Origin of the sequence: Oleisolibacter albus (assembly GCF_003336875.1) — a bacterium.
In the GTDB taxonomy this organism is placed as follows: Bacteria; Pseudomonadota; Alphaproteobacteria; order Azospirillales; family Azospirillaceae; genus Niveispirillum; species Niveispirillum album.
Genome location: NZ_QGNJ01000004.1, coordinates 1 through 19,766 on the forward strand (window position 1 = coordinate 1; position 19,766 = coordinate 19,766).

Genomic DNA, 19,766 nt, shown 5'->3' on the forward strand with positions numbered 1-19,766 from the left:
CACCAGCGGATCGCGGTCGACGGCGCGATCCCGAACCGGGACGCAGCGCCCCGGCAACTCATTCCCTCGTCCAGCACCGCCGCAACCACCCGACGGCGCAGATCCATCGAAAGCCCAAGACCCATGCAGGCTGGCCTCCATACCCAGCCAGCAGCATGAATCACAAAATCAGGCCCCTGGGAATCCCTAACGACTCCTGTCGCCCGGAAACCGCTCTAAAGGGGCGCGGTGTCAAAGTTTCAATCCACGCCCCCGTGAAGGGGCGACACGCCGGTCAGGTAATGGCGCAGCGTGCCTTCGCGGTTTCAATCCACGCCCCCGTGAAGGGGCGACATGACCAAAGCCCAAGAGGCCAAATACGCAAAGCTGTTTCAATCCACGCCCCCGTGAAGGGGCGACCTGGGCGGGGAAAGCGACACGGTGAGAGTCGTCCGTGTTTCAATCCACGCCTCCGTGAAGGGGCGACGCAAGCGCTAGCTACCGGGAGCGCGAATCTGTCCGTTTCAATCCACGCCCCCGTGAAGGGGCGACTTGGCTGCTACCACGCAGAGTTTTGCTCCCACCCTGTTTCAATCCACGCCCCCGTGAAGGGGCGACTTAGCGCAGGGCGATGCCGGTGCGGCGGACCGTGCGTTTCAATCCACGCCCCCGTGAAGGGGCGACCGTCGCATCCCAATAGCGGGCAAGAGACAGCGTGTTTCAATCCACGCCCCCGTGAAGGGGCGACTCGTTGACTTGCTGACAACGCGCAACGCTGCGGGGGTTTCAATCCACGCCCCCGTGAAGGGGCGACATGGTGACGTGCATAGTTGGTTCCCTTCGATGGGGGTTTCAATCCACGCCCCCGTGAAGGGGCGACACATAGATGCGTTCCTCCAGTTCCTGGTGGGACAGGTTTCAATCCACGCCCCCGTGAAGGGGCGACCTTCGCGGTCGCCATGGGCCGGGTGCTGGACGTGGTGTTTCAATCCACGCCCCCGTGAAGGGGCGACCCAGACCACGGCGGATGGTCTGGTCACCGTGGCCGTTTCAATCCACGCCCCCGTGAAGGGGCGACTTCTCGGTATCGCTGTCCTGCGGCGTAGACCGGGTTGTTTCAATCCACGCCCCCGTGAAGGGGCGACGCGCCACCCACCCCGGCGTCAAGCGCCCGTCGCCGTTTCAATCCACGCCCCCGTGAAGGGGCGACTATGCTTGCCGTTGCCCGCGCATCGCAGGAGGGGGTTTCAATCCACGCCCCCGTGAAGGGGCGACCAGGGTGGCGCTGTGGCAGAGGTATTGGCCGGCGTTTCAATCCACGCCCCCGTGAAGGGGCGACGCGCTGGCTTTCCCATGGTCAGCGCTCCACTTTGTTTCAATCCACGCCCCCGTGAAGGGGCGACCTTGCCCAAGGGGCGGACAGGGCAGTCATCGGGCAGTTTCAATCCACGCCCCCGTGAAGGGGCGACGCGTGGGGCTGGCCGGATAACCGCATCGGCGCCGTTTCAATCCACGCCCCCGTGAAGGGGCGACGCAGCGCGTCCGTCGGCGCCGCCAGAGCGTCGGTGTTTCAATCCACGCCCCCGTGAAGGGGCGACCCCAGCGCGTAGCGGCCGCCGAGGGCCGGCAGCTTGTTTCAATCCACGCCCCCGTGAAGGGGCGACCCCAGATGCGCTTCACCATCCTGCTTTTTTCGCAGTTTCAATCCACGCCCCCGTGAAGGGGCGACCGAGGCGACGCCCGTTACCCCGCCGGATGAGATTGTTTCAATCCACGCCCCCGTGAAGGGGCGACCGTCCGTTATAGGCCGTTTTCAGTTCGTCCCAGTCGTTTCAATCCACGCCCCCGTGAAGGGGCGACCGCTGTCGCGGTGCGTGATTTTCCGCACATGCTCCTGTTTCAATCCACGCCCCCGTGAAGGGGCGACCCCTGACTGAGGAGGGGGACGAGCTGCGCGGCGAGGTTTCAATCCACGCCCCCGTGAAGGGGCGACCTTCGGCTGCGGCTGCGGGGTCACCGCCCGCGCAGGTGTTTCAATCCACGCCCCCGTGAAGGGGCGACCAGGACAGCGCCTTGCTGTAGGCCTGCCAGACGTGGTTTCAATCCACGCCCCCGTGAAGGGGCGACCCCTGTACCCCAACCGCTCCGGGCAGGGCCGCAGAGTTTCAATCCACGCCCCCGTGAAGGGGCGACCGGGTGCAGACCACGGCGGACGGCATGCAGCTGCTGTTTCAATCCACGCCCCCGTGAAGGGGCGACCTCCGACGCTCTGCGGGAGGATATCAACAAGCTGGTTTCAATCCACGCCCCCGTGAAGGGGCGACCCGTCTCGCTCCCGCATCAGGCGGTTGACGTCCTGGTTTCAATCCACGCCCCCGTGAAGGGGCGACCTCAGCATCCACCACATCAGAAGCTCACCTCCATGGTTTCAATCCACGCCCCCGTGAAGGGGCGACCGTGACGCGGCTGACCGGCCAGTGGGACCCGATGGAGTTTCAATCCACGCCCCCGTGAAGGGGCGACCTTTCGCGGCGGTACAGACGCGGGTGACCAATACGGTTTCAATCCACGCCCCCGTGAAGGGGCGACCCGAGGCGATCCTACGCACGGCCCTGATGGCGGAAGTTTCAATCCACGCCCCCGTGAAGGGGCGACCCCCAGCAGGGCCGCGCCCAGATCGACACCCCATGGTTTCAATCCACGCCCCCGTGAAGGGGCGACCAGTTGGGCGGCGCCCACGTGGTGCCGGTGGCGCTGTTTCAATCCACGCCCCCGTGAAGGGGCGACGCAGTTCACAAAGCAAGCCACGCAGCTTGCGCAGGTTTCAATCCACGCCCCCGTGAAGGGGCGACCTGGGAGGATGGCGCATTCAACGACTGCTGGGAAAGTTTCAATCCACGCCCCCGTGAAGGGGCGACATCAGCCTGCGCCCAGCCAAGCTGGCCTTGCTGTTGTTTCAATCCACGCCCCCGTGAAGGGGCGACGAGGACGGCATGCAGCTGCTGCGCGGCCAACAGGTTTCAATCCACGCCCCCGTGAAGGGGCGACGGGTGGTACGGCGTAGTGGTGCGGTCCGTGGCACAGTTTCAATCCACGCCCCCGTGAAGGGGCGACCCGGCAAGATCGTCATCATGGGCCGCACGATCTGGTTTCAATCCACGCCCCCGTGAAGGGGCGACCTGTCGACCTGATCCGGCCGATGCTGGCCGGCATGTTTCAATCCACGCCCCCGTGAAGGGGCGACGCCGCCCCCCCTCCCCGCCGATGTCGGCCCAATGGTTTCAATCCACGCCCCCGTGAAGGGGCGACCCGTCGCCTTGTCGATGACGCTGATGACGGCCTGGTTTCAATCCACGCCCCCGTGAAGGGGCGACGTAGCCGGCCTGGCTGTTGTCGATCTCTGCGTAGTTTCAATCCACGCCCCCGTGAAGGGGCGACCCCGACCTGGCGTGTGCATGTCCAGATCTCGGCAGTTTCAATCCACGCCCCCGTGAAGGGGCGACAATGCGTTTGCTGCCCATGCCGCGAACATAGGCGGTTTCAATCCACGCCCCCGTGAAGGGGCGACGCGCCGCTATTGTAATCACAACAAACGGTGTTGCCGTTTCAATCCACGCCCCCGTGAAGGGGCGACGTGCTGGCTGACATGTCGTGCAGGGGCGGACCGGTTTCAATCCACGCCCCCGTGAAGGGGCGACCGCAGCTTTTCCCTGCTGTGACTGCTGTTCCGAGGGTTTCAATCCACGCCCCCGTGAAGGGGCGACCCAAACAGGAGGCCGCGTCCAAGGCTGCCGAGACGGTTTCAATCCACGCCCCCGTGAAGGGGCGACAGCATTGCTTGCAGATCACCAACGACGCGAGACAGTTTCAATCCACGCCCCCGTGAAGGGGCGACTACCGGCGCCATCATCGACGAGGCCGGCTATGACGTTTCAATCCACGCCCCCGTGAAGGGGCGACCAGGACGGGGCCGGTGAGGTCCTTTTTAATGGCAGTTTCAATCCACGCCCCCGTGAAGGGGCGACCGATCTTGGCGTTAATCTCCGTCTCCTGACGGAGGTTTCAATCCACGCCCCCGTGAAGGGGCGACCAGTGGCCGGCCCAGGGCCGGCCCAGATCATGGAAGTTTCAATCCACGCCCCCGTGAAGGGGCGACATGCACCATCCGCACTAGCGCGATTGCAGGGGTCGTTTCAATCCACGCCCCCGTGAAGGGGCGACGACGGGTCAGCAGGCGACGCAGCTGAGCTATCAGTTGTTTCAATCCACGCCCCCGTGAAGGGGCGACTTGGATGGCCCGCCTGGCAAGGCGCCGATCAGACGTTTCAATCCACGCCCCCGTGAAGGGGCGACTCTCTGGCCGTCGATGTCCGAAAGGGCCGCGAAAAGGTTTCAATCCACGCCCCCGTGAAGGGGCGACCCGCGAACGTCGTTCGCCGCCCACCGACGCGGGGTTTCAATCCACGCCCCCGTGAAGGGGCGACGTTGACGGTAGACACCGGATCGGGCGCGCTCAAGTTTCAATCCACGCCCCCGTGAAGGGGCGACGCTGGCTATGAGTCCGCCACGGCTCTGGTGCAGATGTTTCAATCCACGCCCCCGTGAAGGGGCGACCGCCGCGCAGGTGGCGGGGCATCAGGGTGTTGGTGGCGTTTCAATCCACGCCCCCGTGAAGGGGCGACATAACGATCTCTTCGCCGACCACACGGACAATCGGTTTCAATCCACGCCCCCGTGAAGGGGCGACGACCGCCTGCTGTCCAAGCTGGCCCTGGTGGATGCAGTTTCAATCCACGCCCCCGTGAAGGGGCGACTCCGTGTGGTCGGCGAAGAGATCGTTATCGACAGGTTTCAATCCACGCCCCCGTGAAGGGGCGACCGTGTCGTTCCAGATCCATGCCTTGTGCGCTTTGGTTTCAATCCACGCCCCCGTGAAGGGGCGACAATGGCGATGACGCTGCGGACCCGCTGGATCGAAGTGTTTCAATCCACGCCCCCGTGAAGGGGCGACGGCACGAACAACGACCCGACCTTCGTCCAGTCGCTGTTTCAATCCACGCCCCCGTGAAGGGGCGACGATCCAGCACCGCAAGGTTCTCAATGCCGGAAGCGTTTCAATCCACGCCCCCGTGAAGGGGCGACTCGTCGGATCAGGCCCGCGCTTGTACATGGTGGTGTTTCAATCCACGCCCCCGTGAAGGGGCGACCGGGCCGGCCGCGCTGGCTGTAGGCGTATTTAGCGTGTTTCAATCCACGCCCCCGTGAAGGGGCGACTGCGGCTATGTCTGCGCCCAGTATCTGGCCAGCGAGGTTTCAATCCACGCCCCCGTGAAGGGGCGACTCCCGTGGCGAGGGGACCTGCTGCGCCGCCATCGTGTTTCAATCCACGCCCCCGTGAAGGGGCGACAAGGCGCTGCGGCGCAGCAATGCCTGGACGGCATCGTGTTTCAATCCACGCCCCCGTGAAGGGGCGACTGCCTCAACATATACACTTGTCCAAGAATGCAAAACCGCCTGTCTGGCGCGACCTGCCGTCGGCGGGCAGCAAGGGTGGCCGCTGGGGCTGGGGGCTTTAAATAGGGGATTGTTCCTTAAGGATAATTCCCGGCGCGAACCGCATGGCATTTTCCTGCCCGCTTGGGGTTCGCGACCGGGTGGGATGGTTTAGAAGATCAGCGGGGCCTCGAAATCCTGGGCCGGTTTGGCGCCCACATGTTCAATACGCCGGGCCGCGTTGGCGCCCAGGTGATAGAAGCGCAGGCTGTCCACCGCCGGATCTATCTCCCCGATCAGGCGCGCGCGCAGGGCGATCCATTGGGCCGGATCGACCTCGCATTCGAAGACGGAGAACTGCACCCGTTGGCCGAAATCCTGGCATGCCCGTGCCACACGGCGCAAGCGGCGGCGGCCGGCGGAGTCCTCGGTCTTCACATCGTATGTGATCAGCATCAGCATTGCAGCCGATCCCTATTTCCAGAGAAAGGGCGGATAGCGGTCCAGATCGCCGCGCAGATGCCGGGCCAGAAGGCGGGCCTGGATATGGGCGATCAGCCCAACCGTCACCTTTTCCTCAAGGAACGGATGGGTCAGGTCCTCCCTTTTCCGGTCCTGATAGGCGGTCAGCACCGTTTTGCGCGCATCCTCGCGCAGCAGCACGGCCCCGCCTTCATGCTGTTCAAAATCCCGCCCGGTCAGTTGTCCCCGGTTCAGCAGGCTGAGTGCCACACGGTCGGCCAGCAGGGGGCGCAGTTCTTCCATCAGGTCCAGGGCCAGACCGGCGCGGCCGGGGCGGTCGCGGTGCAGGAAGCCCACCTGCGGGTCCAGCCCCACCACCTCCAGCGCCGCCCGGCAATCATGCCCCAGAATGGCGTACAGGAAGGAGAGCAAGGCGTTGGGCGCATCCAGCGGCGGCCGGCGGCTGCGGCCGCGGAAGGCAAGGCCGGGGTCCGCCGACCGGATCAGGTGGTTGAACACGCCGAAATAGGCATTGGCCCCCTCCCCTTCCAATCCGCGCACCCGGTCCAGGTCGTCGGCCTCGGCAGCGTGGCGGGCGGCATCGCCGAGCCGGCGTTGGGCATCATCAAGGGCGGCCACCCTGTCGGGGGCCAGCCCGTCGCCATGATCCCGCAGGGCACGGCGCAGAACGGCCCGCTGGTTGGCCAGCTTCCCCGCCGCCATGGCACCGCCAATTCTGGCGGATGCGGCGGGGTCGTCGGCCTGCCGGTACTGGCGGCGGCGCAGCAGCACATTGCCGCTTTGTGCGCCCTCCACCCGCGCGACGAATCGTCCATGTTCCGTCAGGAAGCTGACACCGATCCCCTGTTCGGCGCAAAAGCCCATCAGCGCCGGCGACATGCCGACCCGGCCGAAACAGACCACGCCCCCCATCATGTGGGCGGGCACGCGACCGCGTTCCTGGCCCTCCACCTCCACCACCATATTGGCGCCATCCTTGCGCAGCCAGGCGCCCTCCGTGGTGACAAACAGGGTGTTCAGGTGCTGGCGCATGGGGTCAATCCCGTAAGTGCCGGCGTAGCCAGCCGGCCACATCGTGATGGGTGGAAAGCGGGCGGGGCTGGCACAGGTCCGCCAGGGAACATTGCCCGCACAGCCGCGCAGCGTAAGCGGGCGGTGGGGTGACACCACCCGCCAGCATGGCCGCGACCTCTGCGGCCACCCGTTCGGTCAGCGCGCGCAGATCGGCATCGAAGGCGATGTCGGTGCGCCGCCGCGTCTCGCCATAAAACAGGGCGCCATCGGGGACGGGCTGGCCGAACATCTCCTCCAGGCACAGGGCCTGGGCGCAAAGCTGCACCTCGTCGGCGCGGTGGGATTTGGGACGGCCCCGCTTATATTCCACCGGAAAGGGGATGCCGCCCCGCATCTCCACCACATCGGCGATGCCGGCCAGGTTGAGGCGGCGGCAAAAAAGCGGCAGGGCGCGCAGCGTGCGCACCGGCCCCCGCCGGGCTTTGCCCGGCTGGTCCGCGCGTTCATGCAGGATACGGCCTTCCGCCGTGGCCGCATTCTCCGCCCATTGCCGCTCCAGATGGATCAGCGCGCATTGCCGGGGACAATAGAGCCAGTGCTGAAGGGCCGATAGCGGGATCGGTTCGTCATCGCCGCTCATAAGAAGCAGGCTCCGGTCATCTCAATATCGAGATGGTCAAGCACACCCTTCATATAGCCAAAAATCTCGGGATCATAGGCGTAATGCCACTGGTATATTCCAGGACGGGTACGGATTTCCTGTAACCTATTAAGAAATATCTTGTTTGCCCACATCTGGACGCTGCCGTCGAGCAGATCGCGGAAGTTGACCTTTTCAAAATTTTCGAGTTTGCCAAGCAGCTCCTTGTCGACCACCACCAGCCGGGTATCCGCGGCGATGACACGGCCATATTGGGCGACGGCGGGATAATCATAGCTGCGTTCCGCCTTGACCAGCGCGTCAGCGGATCCTTTTAGTGTCGTGGGATTTTCACGCAGTTCCTGCTCCATCGCTTGCGTCACCAGATCGGCCGGCAGGCGGTCGATCTGGTCGAAGGAGCCTCGACACAACAGCTTGCGCAGAACCGGGGCGGAGCCGGCGGCGGCCGGATGGCGGAGAATGCCGTCGCCGGCGGGGATGGCAAAATCGACGACGTGCCCACCGCCGACGGCATTGAATTCGCCGTGGCGATTGACCCGTCCGGCCACCTGCAACAGGCTGGATGTCGAAAAGCGCTCCCGAAAGCCGGTGCGAAAAGAGATGTCCACCCCCGCTTCAACACAACTGGTGGCAACCAACACCCACTCTTCGATGCCCATATCCAGCCGCCCCTTCACCTTGTCGAGGCTCACGGCGCGGTCGCGCGGGCACAGGGCGGTGGACAGGTGCAGCGTGTCGAGGCCGGCCTGTTGCATCGCGCGGGCGACCACCGCCGCGCTCTGCACGGTATTGAGAATGACCAGACGCGGTCCTGGTTCATTGCCAACGCGATCCACCAGTGCTTTCACCGAGGATAGATCACCGGCCTGAACAAAACGGACGCGCCGTCGCTCGGCGGCATTTGCAAGGTGGGCCAGCGTGTCCGGCATCAGTTGAGGGATGGTGGTGCAGACCTCCTCAACCACCTCCTTCTTTTCCCAGAACCGCGCCAGCGAACCACTGGCCAGCACGAAGCGGCATCCCCACTTTTCTGCCAGTTCGCGGACCCATGCCCAGTTCTGCCACCACAGGGCCACCGGCAGCGCGGCGTGGGCCTCATCAATGCATATCGCTGAGCCGGGAACCCGGTGCAGCTTGCGTAAACTGCCGGGGTCACAGGCGGCCAGCGTCTCAAAGAACTGCACCGCGGTGGTGACGATGATCGGTGCCTGCCAACTGGCGGCAAGATCACGACTGGCCCGGGCGGAGAAATCGGCGCGGTGGTGATGTTCGATAACGACATCGTCGGGATCTTCGCCCGGCAAGGTCAGCGCCTCACGCAGGACTGCAGCGGTCTGGGAGACGATATTGGTGAAGGGCGCCACCAGGATGAGGCGGCGCAGTTCTTTGCGGCTTGCCACCTGCAGCAGATAGGCGGCAATGCCGGTGGTCTTGCCGATGCCAACGGAGCCCTCGCAGGCAACGATAGGCGCGTCAACGGGGGAAGCCCGGCAGGCATTAAAGAAGTCGCTGCGCAGTCGGTTGCGCGCCGGATCACCCTTCGCTTCCGTCGATTTTCTTGCGACATACGCCTCAAGGCTTGCCAGACGTTCCGGCCAGCGCGGTGCCGGCGGGTCGGGCAACGGCTCGCCGCGGTCGAAGGCGGCGGTGTCCGTATGATCGGCATCCACCAGACAGGACAACGCCAGGCGCAAGGCAAGACCGTGGAACTCTTTGACCGGCGGCACCTCGATTTTGCCAAGCAACGCCGCGTGCAGGCTCAGATAGCCGTCGAGCTTGCCGTCGGTACGGGCTACTTGCTTTTCGTTGGGTAACTCCAGATCGGTGCGCCGGCCCCGCAGCTTAGCCCCCAGATCATCCCGATTAAAATGGTCCTGGTATCTCGGCAGACCTGGCGCATGGTGGGCCCGCACGAGAAACGCCCCCGGTCGATTGCCACTGGCCACCAGATGGGCGCAGCCGGCATCGATATGGTCCCAGGTGAGACTGGCGGAACGGCCTTGGCGGAACGCCTTCTGGATGTCGGGATCGAGCTTGCCGAGATCGTGGAAATAGGCCCCCATCCGGACGGCGTGGAGAAAACCATCCGGCGGGGCCGCCGCATGGCGAAGGACCGCCGCAGCGTTGGCCGTGGCGTCCTCGACGACCCCCTGGACGTGCTCGGCGAATAACTGACCGGAACTCCGCCCTTTCGGGGCGGAGTGGGCCAGGTACGCGTTCGGATCGATCATCCCCAGTCCTTGAGGCACAGATCCTCGAAAGATCCCAGCCGGCCGGAAATCTCGCCCGGCAGGTCGACCGGGATCTGGTAATCGTCGATGGAGTTGGACGGCGTCTCCTTGTCTCCATCCTTCTTAATCGGCGTCATCGCTTCGATGATCAGGTAATCGGGGCAGGAGCCTAACGGGTCTTTGTGCTCGGCGTACCAGGCGTGGCGGATATCGACAAACGGCCGTACTGCCGAGGCGGTCGCCCGATAGGCATGCGGGATCAGGAACTTCAGCAAGTCAATGTCACTGGCCGAACATCCGGTCTTGCGGGCGGCGCTGGGGTTGACGAAGAACGGCATCGCATACAGGCCGTGCCGGACGACCCGCCAGCCGAGGGGGGCCATGCCGCGATCCTTGTCCTCTTCGACTCCGGCCTTGTTGGTCATGGTCAGCCGCTCGACGTCGATGGCGGCGATGCTGACGCCGGGGCCGAATTGCACGACACCGGTGTTGATGAAGTGAGCGCGGGAAGTCTTTTTAGAGTCCTTCATTGATTCCAGAAAGGTGTTGCCGAAGACGCGGGCATCCCAGTATTCGTGCTGAAAGGTGCTGGCGTCGAGCCTGCCGATCTCCTCACGGTTGCGGCCGCGGCTTTCCAGGATCTTGTGCTTCTGCGCGGTGCCGATCAGGCGTGGCGTGGACGCGGCCTTCTGCCAGACCGGTCCCTCGTGATCCTCGACAATGTCGCGCAGCTTGCGTTTGAACGACACCGGCGAAATCAGCCCACGGCGGTCGGCAGCAAAGGTGCGCGGATCGCTTTCCTGATCCGGGTCGCCATTCGGGTTGGAGCAGCGCGCTTCGATGATCAGCAGACCGGTGCCGCGATTGAAATCGACCATGTTTTATTCCCCTTGCGTCGTGGACGGATCGTTGTGGCTGGCATTGTTGCTTTGGACCGGCTCCAATCCGGCGATGTAGCCGAGCAGCAGTTCGGCACGGAACGCGTCGTCGGCACTGTGCATCGTCAGAATGCCCTTCAAATCTTCGACCAGATGCTTGGCGCGCCGGACCTGGGAAACTGCCGTACGGATCGCCAGCCCCTTTTGTGATTTCCGATCGCGGGCAAGTAGATCATCGGCCAGTTTCGCCGTTTGTGGCAGTTGCGCCCATGAGGCGTAGGGCTTCCAGCGCTGACACAGCAATGCCAAGGCCCGCAGCGGGTTGGCCTGTGCCATCGCCAATACCGAACTGCCCAGCAGGGTCGGCGGGGTGGCGCCACCGCGCACATCCTCGCAATACCCAAGGTGCAACCGATCGGCGACGCTGAGGAACTGACCCAGTTTGAAGGCAGCATCCTTCATGTATTCTTCCCCTTCGGATCGAATGATTTTCAGCAGGATGCCGAACAGGGTGAGCCCCTGCAGGGCCGCAATCCGATGCTTTTCAATTGCCTTGGCCGCGTCGCTCCCATCCTGTCGACGCGAATGGTCGCGACGCAGCGAATGGGCAATTCCGCCAATGAGCGGACCGTAGCGCGCCAGCACCAGACGCAGGATGCCGACGGCACGGAGACGATTGTTTCCGTCACCAAGAAACAGCGCCAATGCTTCCGCCGCCGGGACACCAACGATGTCGGCGCGCCCCTTACCTCCGCGAATGAAAGCGACCCGGGTCAGGCGTGGCAGATCAAGTGGGTCAATGTGGGGCGGTTTCTGGGCGAGTGGCGGCTGTCTGGCTTTTTGCCAGACCGGCAGGCTCAGCCAGTGCGGAAGGTTGCCTTCCCCGGCGGCCCAACGGTCGCGGGCATCCTTCAGATTCCGGACCGTGACGGCGCGGTGGAGGACCGTCTTGTGATTGCCGGGATCGACCTTGCGCAATACGCAGACCTGGACGGGTGTCCTGGAAAAGTCGACGCCGGGTTTACCCGCCAGAGCCTCGAAAATGCGGTCGGTTCGCCGGAGATAGTCGGCCTCCTCCATCGGTTCATCACCATCGGGGGCCAGCACCGGGACGATGGGTTGATCGGGGGCGGCAGTGACAAACGCGATCAACAGGTCGGACTGCTTCGGCTTTTCTCCGGGGATGGGGTGCCAGGTCTTGCCCTGGCGCCAGTCGGCGGTAATCGTCTCGATGGCGCCTTGCAACCGTCCAATGGTATCGCGGCCGACCGGCATGGCGAAGGCATCCGTCAGGCCATAACGGTTGACCGCCGGCAGGTCGGAATTCTTTGAAAATAAATATGTCTGACCGAGGATCGGCAAATTCGGCTGGGGAAACTTGTCGGCCAGTTCCATCTCGCCGCCGGTCAAAGCACAGACGCCCCGGCGGTTTGTTTTTTCGGCGGCAAACAGGGCGGCACTGATGGCTGGAGCCTGGTCGAGACTGCGGGCATCGCGGTTGAAACCATCCTCGGCCACGTCGAAATACAGCGTGCCGCCTTCATTGATCAGCTTGTCTGCGGTGCTGTTGTCGGCATTGCCAGCCGTCACCAGCCCAGCGACGGCGTCGGCGATTTGCCGCCACAGCGCCTCGGGGTCTTCCGTCGCGGTCAGGAAGCGGCTGAAGGTGGCCGGCACCGATGCCGTATCGGGACTGTCGGCGAGTACGGCCAGCATATCCCGCCGCTCGCCGACCCGCCGCCGCAGCGTTTCACTGCACCAGTCCGCCCCTTTGGCACCGGTGCGTTTTACCGCCGGAAAGCTGTTCTGCTGGCCGTCGCGCAGGGTCCACAACGCCGCGATTTCCTCGGGCGGCAGGAAGGCGACGCCGGCGACCGATCCGGTTTCGGTCAGGCGAACCCGCAGGACGATGCCTTTTCCCACGCCCTTGATGTCGGGATGGCGGCCATCGCCGGTGGCAATGCTGGAGATGGCAAGGCCGCGCTCAATGGCGCGCAATTCATTCAGCATACCGCAATACTCCCTCGACAACCTGGGCATCCTGGACAAAGCGCGGCGCAAGCGCTCCGCATTGCGGCGCGTCCCACATGTCGATCAACATTGACGGGATGGTGATATTGAGGGCGGTGTCGACCTCATAGCGCTCGGGGCGGAACGGACCCCAATAGGTGCAGGTAAATTCCTTCCAGCCCAGTGCCGGGGTCTGATGACAACGCCCCTGACGAAGCCGGCGATAAAACAAATCATGCAGATAATGGGCGGGGTTGGTTCCGCCGCCGGCGCGGCCGCGCACCTCGGCGTAAATACGGTAGCAGACATCGGCCAGCACAGTGGCGAAGAACTGGAAACCAGACCCGCTGGCCCGCTGATTTCCCTTGCGCAACGGGCCACCATAGTTGGTGGCATAACCTTGGTACTGGACCGCACCGCCGGTGGTGCCCACCGGCCGGCAAATTTCCACATGAGTCGGGCAAATGATGGCGCCTTGGTCGAGATAAGCAATGGCTTCCAGCACCCCCTTAGCCGCCGACCGGGTCGGCGCCGGATAACTCGTCGGGGCCGCCCCACCGTCAGGACGGGCAAACATCGCAAGTGGAGCGCTGACCTCCATACATATGGAATATGATTGTATGTGGTTTTTCATTGATGTTCCTTTGCGATTGAGTACCGACGTCGTTGTCGCGATATGTAGGATGACGCTGTGTCGGGGCGCAGCAGCGGCTGTGGCAGGGTCTGTGCCTCATCCAGGATGATGACGCTGCCGGCAATGTTATGCAGCTTGCGGCATTTGCCCGGCCGGTTGGAAAACAGGCTTTCGAAGAACTGCACTGCCGTGGTCACCACCACCGGCCGGTCCCAGTTTTCCGCCGCCAGACGCGCCTTGGCCGCGCCATCCGGACCCTCGGCATCGTTTGTGCCGGTTGCCGTTTTGGCGCTCGGCGCAGCGGCGTCAAAGCCGCTGTGATGTTCAAGGATGGCGTCATCCTCCCCCAGTGCCCGGCGGAACACATCGGCCGTCTGTTCCACGATGCTGGTGAAGGGAATGACATAGATGACCCGCCGCTTGCCCCAATGGACAGCATGGTTCAGCGCGAAGGCCAGGGATGCCAGCGTCTTCCCCCCGCCAGTAGGCACTGTCAGGCTGAACAGGCCCGGTTCCCGGTCTGCCTGGGCCAGCACATGCGTCAGAACGCGGGCGCGCAGATCATTGACGGGGCCGAGCGACGGGTCGGCCTCCACGTCCGCCCGCGCCTTGGCGGCGACCGCGTCCAGATGGGCCGTCAGGCGGTCGCGCAACAGGGGAAGGCCGATGTCGCAGCCGCGCTCGACCGTTTGACCGTTCAGGTCTGTATAGAAGGCCTCCGTTGCCAGCCGGTCGGCATCGATCAGGGCAGAGAACAGCATCCGGCCGAGCAAGGAGCGACGGAAGCCGTTCAGATGCTTCATGGAGGTGCGCACCAGCGCCGGATCGGGCAATGCCACCCCATCCGGCAGCGCCGGCACGTTTTTGACCCGCGCCAACCTATCTTCCAGGCTTGTCAGCCCGTCTTTCAGGCCACTTCCTTCCCCGTCGGCCAGCCCCGCATGGTGTCCGGCGATGCAGGCCGCCAGCAGCGTACCCCAGTGCTTCCCATACCGCTCCCGGGCGATTACGGCCCCTGCGGTGGAATGGTCGGGACTGGGTCCCTTCTTCTGGATATAGAGTTGATAAGCGTCGGTTGCCTTGCCGGCATCATGCAGCAGACCCAGCACCCGGCCCACAATCGGCTGGTCGAACCGGCTGGCCAGCCCGCCGGCCCGGTCTGCAACCTCCTGGAGGTGCTTGGCCAGCAATTCCCACGTCGCAAAATCGCCATCTTTGCCGGAATGGGCATAGAACATGCTTTGCCTATTGCGATATCAACGCATGAATGATTTATACTCGGAAATCGCGGCCGCCAATATATGGTTGCGCAGAATTGAGACAACTCAATTTTATTGGCATCTCGCAGCCCCTGACCTCGCCCCTTCAAACGTTTCCGGCCTGAGCGCGAGGTGCCCGGATAAGGGCCGCGGCTCACGCCTACAGGTCAAGAATCACGGCTTTAAGGACTTCTACGCCCCATCACACCTCCTGCCCGGTGAAGGTACTTAGCTTCTGCCGTAGCATGGGCGCCCAGGCACCGGGGGGCGGTCATGCTGGACTTTTCGGTCTGGGACGACGGGTTTGACGCGCTGTCGCGGCATTTGCCGTGGGACTGTCTGGTGGCGCCCGATGTGGTGCTGCTGGCCGAGGATGCCGCCCTTCTGGCGGTGGTGGAGTATCGCGGCCCGGACCCCGGGACGGCCGGTGTGGAAGCACAGGCCCGGGCCGCGGCGGGGGTGGCGACCATCCTGCAGGCCTTCACCGGTGGCTGGTGCCTGCATTTCGAGCTGCAACGGCGCTGGGCCGCGGACTACCCGCCCAGCACAGGCCCCCATGCGGCCAGTCTGCTGATCGATGCGGAACGTCGCGACCGGTTGGGCGCGGCCAGGGCCGGGCTGGAAAGCCGCACCTTCATCGCCATCACCTGGACGCCGGCCACGGCGCCGGTGCGGCGCACGGTGGCCTGGTTCACCCGCGGCGATCCGGGCCGGCAGGTGGCGGATGTGTACCGGGACCATGTGGAGCCGTTCCGCCGGCTGGTTGAACAATTCGCCTCGCTGCTGGGACGCGTCCTGGGCACGGCTTGGGTGCTGACGAGGGAGGCCCTGTTGGGCTTCCTGCATGCGTGCGTCTCCCCACGGCCGCTGGACCGCGTGGCGGTGCCGCTGGTGCCCGGCTTTCCCATTCCGGCTTGCCTGACCGATACCGGCTTCGTCCCGGGGTCCTTCCCCTGCTGGACCAACGGCACTGCCTGATGGCCGATCCGGCTTGTCGGTGTGCTGGGCTATCCCTCCCACGCCCATCCGGGGCTGCTGGATGGGCTGTTGGCGCTGCCTTTTCCCTTCCGCTGGTTGCTGCGCTTCGAATGCATGGACCAGATCCAGGCCCGGGGCGTGTTCGCCGCCCTGTGGCGCCGGCATGATGACAGCGCTTACGACTGGCGCTCGGTGTTGCTGCGCGCTGTGGGCGGGGTGCAGGCGTTGCGCCATGACGCTGTCGGCGTGCTGGAGGCCATGGAAGCCGAGGCCGCGCGGCTGGATGCGGCCCAGGCCGGCGCCTCGGCCGGCTGGCGGTGCCCTGGCTGGAAACCGGGGTTCTGGTGGCCGCCAGCACCGCCGTGGATGTCGGTGTGGCCGCCCTGACCGACGGCGGGTCGCTGCTGGGTGCCCTGCTGGGCCGGAATGCCGAGCGGCCTCTGGACCGGGCGGCCCGGGATCAGTTGGAGCGGCTGCCGGCGATCACGCTGGAACCGGGCGCGCCATTGTTGCTGTTGCTGGCCACGCCGTTGACCACCAGTCCGGTCACGAGCCGCGCCGCTGCAGCTGCACCCGGCTGAAGCTGAGGAAGCGACGCAGGACCGGGTTCGGATTGGACGGGACCCAAGCGGCGGCCAGTTGCAGCAGCGACTCCGGCCCGGCCATGGGGCGGAAGACGATGCCGGGGAAGGCGATGGCGGTGCTGGCGGCGGACGTGATACCGATGCCGAAGCCGGCTGCCACCAGCCCCAGCATGGCTTCGCGGCTGATGTCCTGTGTCTGCAGGCGGGCGGCGGTATCGCCATTGCCGAGCCGGGCCGCGACCCAGCTGTAGAACAGCCGGTCGGCCGGGCAGCCCGCACGGTCTCATCCGCCTCGGCGATGATGCGGTGCGCGTGCTGCAGCAGATGCGCACCGGCCGTAGTCAGGCGCACGCCGCCACGGTGGCGTTCGAACAGACTGACACCCAGTTCCTCTTCCAGGCGATAGAGGGCGGTGCTGAGCGAAGGCTGCGAGATCCCGATTGTGCGGGCGGCCCGACCGATATTCAGCTGCTCTGCGGCAGTGACGAACAGTCGAAGTTGGCGCAGCTCCATCACCGCTCCCCGACATTGCCGGTCGAGCATAGGTCGGGATCCGCCGCCTGCTAACCCCTTCGATCGAGCGCGGGCGTTTGGCTCGCAACGCTGGACCGGATTGATCCCGGCGATAGGCGGCGATCCTGTCGGAGGGGCCGGCCATTCCAGGCGGGGTGCTGGCGGGTCGGGGGTGATGTGGCGAAATGGAGGGAGATTACCCCCTCGGGCATCGTCATAGCCCTGTGGACAGTTGCTTACAGGGTGCTTACATGGCGCCAAACCAGGGGCACGGGCCTATGAAAAAGCTCTATAAGTCTTTGGAAAGATTGGCGGACCCGATACGATTCGAACGTACGACCTCTGCCTTCGGAGGGCAGCGCTCTATCCAGCTGAGCTACGGGTCCAGCGCAGCGTCGTCGGCCGGGGCCGACGCGATTGGTGCCGGACCATAGCGCAAGGTTCCGGCGGATGCAAATGGTCTGGTGAGGATGAGTGCGGGTTCCGCTTGGGGGAGGCGTCGGCGGGGAACCGTCCCCCAATCCACCCGGCCAGCCGCCGCCGGAGGTCGTATCAGGGGACGGGATTATTCCGGTCGGGCCGGCCACGCAACCGCATATCCGCCACAGTGGGCGGTTAGGGGTCGGGGGAGCCGGCCGTTGCCCCTGGCCCGATCGGCGGGTCGGACGGCAGGCCACACAGCGGCAGGCCACACAGCAGGCTACACAGCCGGCCAGCACAGCTGCCCCGCACAGCCGGCGCGCGCTATTGTCGGTGCCGCCGAGCCGTGCCGGCCGCGGGGCGACCCGGCCTTGTACGGTCCGGCCGTTTACGCTCCCGTTCGTTCATCCCGGTCTCCCCCTGTTCAGGATCGTTCCGCCCATGTCCGTTTTCGCGCGTTTTCCGGCCTTGCGCACCCGTACCGCCGCCACCTTGCTGCTGCTGCTGGCCGCCCTGGCGGGCGGGCTGGGGCTGTTCGACCGGATCGAGCGCGGCGTGCTGCCGGTCACCCTGGCGGGCAAGGCCGAACAGGCGCTGGAGACCAATCTGACGCGGGCGGCGGCACTGTTCGCCTCGGCCCGGGCGCTGAACGCCGTGATCTCCGTGGCCCAGTCGACCCAGGTCTCGGCCGGGGTCGGGGTGCAGGGCACGCTGGGGCCGGGGCAGGTTCTGGACCCGCTCAACGATCTGGTCGAGCGCTTCTCCGCCGTCATGCTGACGGCCACGGTGGCCCTGGGCGGCAGCGTGCTGCTGGTCCAGGCCGGCGACCTGTTCGGATTGGGCACGCTGCTGCCGGCCGGGCTGGTGCTGGTGACCCTGGCCCAATGGCTGCCCGGCAGCGTGGGTGGCGGGGCGCGGCGGGCCGGGCTGATCCTGCTGGTGGCGGCGCTGGTGGCCAAGCTGGGCCTGCCGCTGACGGTGCTGGCCACCGAGAGCGTGGCCGAGCGGCTGGTGGAACCGCAGATCGCCGCGGCGGAGACGCGGCTGCAGGGGCTGGAGGTGCCGGCGGCACCGGGGCTGGGTCCCGATGCCGGCTGGGCCGAGCGGCTGAAGGCGGCGGGGGACATCACCGCCCAGATCGAGCGGCTGGCGTCGGCCGCCGGCGGGCTGGCCGATACGGTCATCGACCTGACCGTGGCCTATGCGCTGAAGATCGTGGTGCTGCCGCTGATCACCCTGTGGCTGGTGGCGCGGCTGGCGGAGGTGCTGATCGCCGGGCTGGTGCCGCGGCGGGAATGAGGGCGGCGGGAATGAGGGCGACCGGGGCGGGCGGCGGTCCCCGCCGGCCCCCGCTTCAGTCCAGGTCGCGGCGCATGACGATGCGGCGCTGCATCGGCAGACCGGCGTCGGCCTGGCGCTGCCATTCCGCCCGATGCTCCGGCCCCAGGCCGGCCAGGTCCACCGGCGCGAAGCCCAGCTTGGCGTAATAAGGGGCGTTCCAGGGCACGTCGGCGAAGGTGATCAGGGTCATGGCCGGCAGCTGCGCCGCCCGGGCCCAGGCCAGCCCGGCCTCCAGCAGCGCCGCCCCCAGGCGGCGGCCGCGATGGGCCGGATCCACATCCATCTCCCGCAGATGGGCCAGCCCGTCCAGGCGCTGGAACAGGGCGAAGCCGACGGCGAAGCCCTGGCGGTCCTGCACCACCTGAAGCCGGCCCTCCTGCGCCGCCTCCACCAGCACGGCGGGATCGGTCGGTTCGCCGGCCGCGATCTCCGGCATGCCCAGCTGGGCGAAGCTGCCGGCCGCGGCCCATTCGATGGCGCGAAGCACCTTGGCCTCATCCGGCCGTCCGGGGCGGACGCTGTAGCTGGGGGCAGAAGTCATGATCGGATCTTGCTCGCAACGGGCCTTTGTAACGGAACGGTGGTCGCAGCCGTTTGTGATAGCACTACAGGCAATCGGCCAGCCCGTCACGCCGCATGATCCCCATGCGACGTTCCAGGATGCCGGCCCGGAGAGAGACATATCGGCCGGGCGGGTCGGCTTTCCAGCGCAACGGGCTGGGAATGATGGCGGCCAGCAGCACCGCCTCGCGCCGGGTCAGGGCTGCGGCCGGCTTGCCGAACCAGTGGCGGGCGGCGGCCTCGGCCCCATAGACGCCGGGACCCCATTCGATGCTGTTGAGATAGACCTCCAGGATGCGGCGTTTTGGCCAGAGCAGTTCCATCAGGCCGGTGAAATACAGCTCCACCCCCTTGCGCAGCCAGGTGCGGCCAGGCCAGAGGAAGGCGTTCTTGGCCGTCTGCTGGCTGATGGTGCTGCCGCCGCGCAGGCGCCCGCCCTCCCCGTTCTCCTCCATCGCGGCCTCCACCGCATCCCAGTCCACGCCGTCATGGGCGCAGAAACGGGTGTCCTCGCCAGCCATCGCCGCCAGCGGCAGGTCGGGGACGATGCGGGCCAGGGGAACCCAGTCGTGCGACACGCCATAGCCCTGGGCCAGACGGATCAGCATCAGCGGCGTGCCGGGCACCGGCAACAGGCGGTAGGCCAGGACCCAGGCGGTGCTGACGGCCAGGAAACCGGCCAGCCCGATCCCGCCCCAGCGCAGGGCCTTGCGCATCCTGGATCGTC

General features: G+C 65.7%; 14 protein-coding genes, 1 tRNA gene, 1 pseudogene and 1 CRISPR repeat array. Of the genes and pseudogenes, 3 read left to right on the forward strand and 13 right to left on the reverse strand.

Going from position 1 to position 19,766, the window contains the following annotated elements; translation table 11 throughout:
- The first annotated feature begins 236 nt into the window (after positions 1-236).
- Positions 237-5,454: a CRISPR direct-repeat array (repeat unit 31 nt; unit sequence GTTTCAATCCACGCCCCCGTGAAGGGGCGAC).
- Between the two features lie 189 nt (positions 5,455-5,643).
- The 8 genes from cas2 to DK368_RS06545 are packed head-to-tail and all read right to left on the reverse strand — an operon-like array spanning position 5,644 to position 14,621.
- On the reverse strand, positions 5,644-5,934 hold the full coding sequence (cas2, locus tag DK368_RS06510) for a CRISPR-associated endonuclease Cas2 (RefSeq protein ID WP_114393141.1): 291 nt from the start codon (positions 5,932-5,934) through the stop codon (positions 5,644-5,646).
- A 12-nt stretch (positions 5,935-5,946) separates the two neighbouring features.
- Positions 5,947-6,987 carry a type I-C CRISPR-associated endonuclease Cas1c gene (cas1c, locus tag DK368_RS06515; RefSeq protein ID WP_114393142.1) on the reverse strand — a complete coding sequence of 347 codons (1,041 nt, stop codon included), beginning with the start codon at positions 6,985-6,987 and terminating at the stop codon, positions 5,947-5,949.
- Positions 6,988-6,991: 4 nt separating this feature from the next.
- Positions 6,992-7,609 (reverse strand): CRISPR-associated protein Cas4, encoded by a 618-nt coding sequence (gene cas4 / locus DK368_RS06520; RefSeq protein ID WP_114393143.1) that lies wholly within the window; start codon positions 7,607-7,609, stop codon positions 6,992-6,994.
- Positions 7,606-9,861, reverse strand: coding sequence for a CRISPR-associated helicase/endonuclease Cas3 (locus tag DK368_RS06525; protein ID WP_155524499.1), 2,256 nt, complete (start codon positions 9,859-9,861; stop codon positions 7,606-7,608). The genes cas4 and DK368_RS06525 overlap by 4 nt, the downstream gene beginning before the upstream one ends.
- A complete protein-coding gene (locus tag DK368_RS06530) occupies positions 9,858-10,739 on the reverse strand; it encodes a type I CRISPR-associated protein Cas7 (RefSeq protein WP_114393145.1) in 882 nt (293 codons plus the stop codon). The genes DK368_RS06525 and DK368_RS06530 overlap by 4 nt, the downstream gene beginning before the upstream one ends.
- A 3-nt stretch (positions 10,740-10,742) precedes the next feature.
- A complete protein-coding gene (locus DK368_RS06535; protein ID WP_114393146.1) occupies positions 10,743-12,749 on the reverse strand; it encodes a hypothetical protein in 2,007 nt (668 codons plus the stop codon).
- The gene (gene cas5, locus DK368_RS06540) at positions 12,739-13,383 is read right to left on the reverse strand and encodes a CRISPR-associated protein Cas5 (protein WP_114393147.1); all 645 of its coding nucleotides are present in this window, start codon (positions 13,381-13,383) and stop codon (positions 12,739-12,741) included. The genes DK368_RS06535 and cas5 overlap by 11 nt, the downstream gene beginning before the upstream one ends.
- Complete coding sequence (locus DK368_RS06545; RefSeq protein WP_114393148.1) at positions 13,380-14,621, reverse strand: CRISPR-associated endonuclease Cas3''; 1,242 nt, start codon at positions 14,619-14,621, stop codon at positions 13,380-13,382. Before DK368_RS06545 ends, cas5 begins: the two co-directional genes overlap by 4 nt.
- A 294-nt stretch (positions 14,622-14,915) precedes the next feature.
- Between DK368_RS06545 and DK368_RS06550 the strand changes: the two genes are divergently transcribed.
- Both DK368_RS06550 and DK368_RS06555 read left to right on the forward strand, forming a co-directional pair.
- Positions 14,916-15,620 carry a hypothetical protein gene (locus DK368_RS06550; protein ID WP_114393149.1) on the forward strand — a complete coding sequence of 235 codons (705 nt, stop codon included), beginning with the start codon at positions 14,916-14,918 and terminating at the stop codon, positions 15,618-15,620.
- A gap of 21 nt (positions 15,621-15,641) precedes the next feature.
- Positions 15,642-16,007 carry a hypothetical protein gene (locus tag DK368_RS06555; RefSeq protein WP_114393150.1) on the forward strand — a complete coding sequence of 122 codons (366 nt, stop codon included), beginning with the start codon at positions 15,642-15,644 and terminating at the stop codon, positions 16,005-16,007.
- 159 nt (positions 16,008-16,166) lie between these two features.
- Here the strand turns inward: DK368_RS06555 and DK368_RS06565 are convergent, their stop codons facing one another.
- The 3 genes and pseudogenes from DK368_RS06565 to DK368_RS06575 all read right to left on the reverse strand — a co-directional run bounded on the left by DK368_RS06565 (position 16,167) and on the right by DK368_RS06575 (position 17,103).
- Positions 16,167-16,376 (reverse strand): type 2 periplasmic-binding domain-containing protein, encoded by a 210-nt coding sequence (locus DK368_RS06565; protein WP_114393152.1) that lies wholly within the window; start codon positions 16,374-16,376, stop codon positions 16,167-16,169.
- A gap of 218 nt (positions 16,377-16,594) precedes the next feature.
- A pseudogene (locus tag DK368_RS22380) lies at positions 16,595-16,747 on the reverse strand (LysR family transcriptional regulator); the annotation flags it as partial.
- 279 nt (positions 16,748-17,026) lie between these two features.
- Positions 17,027-17,103, reverse strand: a tRNA-Arg gene (locus DK368_RS06575).
- A 475-nt stretch (positions 17,104-17,578) separates the two neighbouring features.
- Here DK368_RS06575 and DK368_RS06580 point away from each other — a divergent pair.
- The gene (locus DK368_RS06580) at positions 17,579-18,436 is read left to right on the forward strand and encodes a hypothetical protein (RefSeq protein WP_114393153.1); all 858 of its coding nucleotides are present in this window, start codon (positions 17,579-17,581) and stop codon (positions 18,434-18,436) included.
- A gap of 55 nt (positions 18,437-18,491) precedes the next feature.
- Here the strand turns inward: DK368_RS06580 and DK368_RS06585 are convergent, their stop codons facing one another.
- Both DK368_RS06585 and mtgA read right to left on the reverse strand, forming a co-directional pair.
- Positions 18,492-19,019 carry a GNAT family N-acetyltransferase gene (locus DK368_RS06585; RefSeq protein WP_162305916.1) on the reverse strand — a complete coding sequence of 176 codons (528 nt, stop codon included), beginning with the start codon at positions 19,017-19,019 and terminating at the stop codon, positions 18,492-18,494.
- Between the two features lie 64 nt (positions 19,020-19,083).
- Positions 19,084-19,755 carry a monofunctional biosynthetic peptidoglycan transglycosylase gene (gene mtgA, locus DK368_RS06590; protein WP_114393155.1) on the reverse strand — a complete coding sequence of 224 codons (672 nt, stop codon included), beginning with the start codon at positions 19,753-19,755 and terminating at the stop codon, positions 19,084-19,086.
- Positions 19,756-19,766 lie beyond the last annotated feature (11 nt).